The sequence below is a fragment of the Demequina sp. genome, from assembly GCF_024642165.1.
In the GTDB taxonomy this organism is placed as follows: Bacteria; Actinomycetota; Actinomycetes; order Actinomycetales; family Demequinaceae; genus Demequina.
In genome coordinates this window covers 1-3,455 of sequence record NZ_JAHEBP010000163.1, presented here as the reverse complement: position 1 = coordinate 3,455, position 3,455 = coordinate 1, and the positions used below count along the sequence as shown (strand labels likewise).

The following is a 3,455-nucleotide window of genomic DNA, read 5'->3' as shown; positions in this document are numbered from 1 at the left end:
CATGGCACGCAGGGCCGCTTCGGTGAAGGTGCCCGACGGCCCCAGGTAGGCGTAGCGCGGTCGCGTCACGCGTCCTCCCTCGTGGTCGAGGCCTCCCCACGATGCGGACGGAGGCGATGGCCTACGGCGGCTCGAGTGGTGGACATCCTGGTTCGGATGCGCCGCGCGCTCACCGCCGTCAGCACCTCACGGTACCGGTTCGCCCTGCCCACGGGCGTCCGGTCCTCGATCGAGGGGCCCTTGTGCCGGATCTCGCACTCGACCTCGGTGATGGTGAAGCCGGCATGCAGGACGTCCAGGGTCATGGCGGCCTCGAGACCCGCCCCACGGGCGAGCGGCATCGCGACCTCGAGCGCCTCGCGGGTGATGCAGCGGATCCGGCTCAGCGGCTGGCGGGGCGACCACCCGGTCGCGTTGTCGACCGCGGTGCGCGCGATCTTGGCGGGCAGCCCGGGCGCATTCGCCTGCTGGTCCGTCAGCGCGACCGCGAGGTCGCACACCCCTTCGAGGACGGCGGGGACCAACGGTGCCGCCCCGATCGCGAAGTGGCCCAGGTTGGGGTCCAGCAGGAGGATCGCGCGTTGCGGCCGGTCGGGCTCGTCCCGCATGGCGATGACCGATGCGCCGGTCTCCACGGCGGCCGTGCGGCCGCGGATGTGCGAGTGGCGCACCACCACCGCTCCGGCGCGGCGTGCCAGGTCGAGAGTGTTGTCCGTGGAGCCGTCGTCGACCACCAGCACCAGGTCGACTCCGGGGATCGCCAGCGCCGCGCGTACGGTCGCGGCGATGCGGCGCGCCTGGTCGTGGGCGACGATGAGCGCCGCGACCGAGGGGCCCGGATCTGCCACCGGGATCTGGCGCGTGCGGGGACGGCGGGCGCGGGGCTTCGGAGTGCGCGGGGGCTCAGCGGCTGCGGCGCTCTCCGGTGCGGATCCCTCGGCGGCTGACACGGTGATCAGCCTATCCGTTCGTGACCCGCGCTGGGAGCGTCCTTTGCCCTTTCGTGAACTTCTCGTGACCGGGACCTGGCGTCGTTGCCTGGCACGGCGGCACCTCGCGTGGAAGAGTGGGGCCCATGCACGAGCGCGCGGGCACCATCGCCCTTCCCGAGGACCTCATCGACGTCGACGCGCTGATCGGCGCCTACTACGACCGGGTGCCCGACCCGACCGTCGTGACCGAGCGCGTCGCGTTCGGCACGTCGGGCCACCGTGGCAGCGCGTTCGACACCGCGTTCAATGAGGCGCACATCGTCGCCATCACGGCCGCGATCGTCGAATACCGCCGTGATCAGGGCATCGACGGTCCGCTGTTCATCGGCAAGGACACGCACGCACTGTCCGGACCCGCCCAGGAGACGGCGCTCGAGGTGCTCGCGGCGGCGGGCGTCGAGGTCCGGGTGGACGCGCGGGACGGCTTCACTCCCACGCCCGCGGTGTCCCTCGCCATCCTGGTCGCGAACGGCGCGGTCGCGAAGACCGGCCTGCGCACGCAGGGCCGAGGTCTGGCGGACGGCATCGTCATCACGCCCTCCCACAACCCCCCGCGCGATGGCGGCTTCAAGTACAACCCGCCCCACGGCGGGCCGGCCGACACGGACGCCACCTCGTGGATCGCGAACCGCGCGAACGACCTGCTCGCGAGCGGGTGGAAGGACGTCCCGCGCCGGCAGCTCAAGCAGGCACTCACCGCGGACACCACGCAAGGCTTCGACTACCTCGACCTCTACCTCGACCACCTGCCGTCCGTCATCGACCTCGACGCGATCGCGCGGGCCGGCGTGCGCATCGGCGCGGACCCCCTGGGCGGCGCCGCGGTGGACTACTGGGGCGCGATCGGCGAGGAGTTCAAACTCGACCTCACCGTGGTGAACCCCAAGGTGGATCCGGCGTGGTCCTTCATGGCACTCGACTGGGACGGCAAGATCCGCATGGACTGCTCGTCGCCGTCGGCGATGGCCTCGCTGCGCGCGCTCATGGCGGACGCCGACAGCCCCTACGACATCGCCACCGGCAACGACGCGGACTCGGACCGCCACGGCATCGTCACGCGCGACGGCGGGCTGATGAACCCCAACCACTACCTCGCCGCCGCGATCGCCTACCTCTACGGCGGGGCCCGTCCCGAGTGGCCGGCCGAGGCGCGCATCGGCAAGACCCTGGTCTCGTCCTCGCTCATCGACCGCGTGGGCGGCGAGCTGGGCCGCACCGTGGTCGAGGTGCCCGTGGGCTTCAAGTGGTTCGTTCCGGGCCTGCTGTCGGGGAGCATCGCCTTCGGAGGCGAGGAATCGGCCGGCGCATCGTTCCTCCGTCGGGACGGTCGCGTGTGGACCACCGACAAGGACGGCCTGACGCTGGCGCTGCTGGCCTCGGAGATCACCGCTGTCACGGGTGCGTCGCCGTCCGTGCTCCACCGTTCGCTGATCGAGCGGCTGGGCGAGAGCTGGTACGCCCGCGTCGACGCGGCGGCCTCCACGGAGGAGAAGTCGCGCCTGGGCGCGCTGTCGCCCGACCAGGTGCCCGCCACCACGCTCGCCGGTCAGACCATCACGGCCAAGCTCACCGCGGCTCCCGGCAACGGGGCCAAGATCGGCGGGCTCAAGGTCACCACGGACGATGCATGGTTCGCCGCCCGCCCGTCCGGCACCGAGGACGTGTACAAGATCTACGCGGAGTCCTTCGTCTCGGAGGCGCACCTGGGAGAGGTGCAGTCCGCCGCGCGCGAGGTGGTCTCGGAGGCCCTGGAGGGCTGACCTCCCCGCGCCCGTCCCGCTGACATTCCGCACGGAGTACAGCGCGACACCACGCCGCGCGGGGACGATGCGGGGGTGCCGGGCGGCGTGTCGCCTGCGCCTCCGAGGGTTCGCACGGGCGCCGTGCCACCCTGGTCCGCATGAGGAAGGCACTCGGTGTGGCGGCGCTCGCGCTCGTGCTGCTGCTGTCCGGCTGCATGAAGTTCGACGCACGGCTCACGCTCGGCCCCGACAACACGGTCGACGGCTCGTACGTGTTCGCCGTGCGTGAGGGCAGCGGCGCCGCGCTGGGGGTCAGCGACCGGGAGGCCGCCGAGCAGCTCTACGCCGAGTCCGGGCTCTCGGACGGGCTGCAGGCCTCCCGGCAGCACGGCTGGTCGGGAGACGGGTTCGTGGGCACCGAGGTCACGTTCCGCAACCAGCCCCTCGAGGACTTCGCGCCCACCAGCGAGCGGTTCGGCGTGACCCGCGAGGGCGACGAGTATCTGGTCAAGGGACGCGTCTCTGCCATCACAGCGGAGAACGCTGACGCGCTCGAGGACGCGGAGCTCACCGTCTCCGTGACCTTCCCCGGACCCATCGCCCGCACCAACGGCGAGGTCGACGGCACCACGGTGACGTGGAACCTCGTGGGCGGGCCCGAGCAGCTCTACGCCCGCGGCTCCGCGGTCCGTGCGACGTCGCCGCTGCCCGGGATCCTCAC

At 72.2% G+C, this 3,455-nt stretch carries 3 protein-coding genes; 2 read left to right on the top strand and 1 reads right to left on the bottom strand.

Features of this window, described 5'->3' with window-relative positions; translation table 11 throughout:
* Positions 1-65 precede the first annotated feature (65 nt).
* On the bottom strand, positions 66-950 hold the full coding sequence (locus Q0L54_RS10915; RefSeq protein ID WP_296668040.1) for a glycosyltransferase: 885 nt from the start codon (positions 948-950) through the stop codon (positions 66-68).
* Between the two features lie 125 nt (positions 951-1,075).
* Here Q0L54_RS10915 and pgm point away from each other — a divergent pair, with 125 nt between their 5' ends.
* Complete coding sequence (pgm, locus tag Q0L54_RS10910) at positions 1,076-2,752, top strand: phosphoglucomutase (alpha-D-glucose-1,6-bisphosphate-dependent) (RefSeq protein ID WP_296668039.1); 1,677 nt, start codon at positions 1,076-1,078, stop codon at positions 2,750-2,752.
* Positions 2,753-2,892: 140 nt separating this feature from the next.
* Positions 2,893-3,455 (top strand): hypothetical protein (locus tag Q0L54_RS10905; protein ID WP_296668037.1); only part of this gene is annotated, 563 nt, incomplete at its 3' end.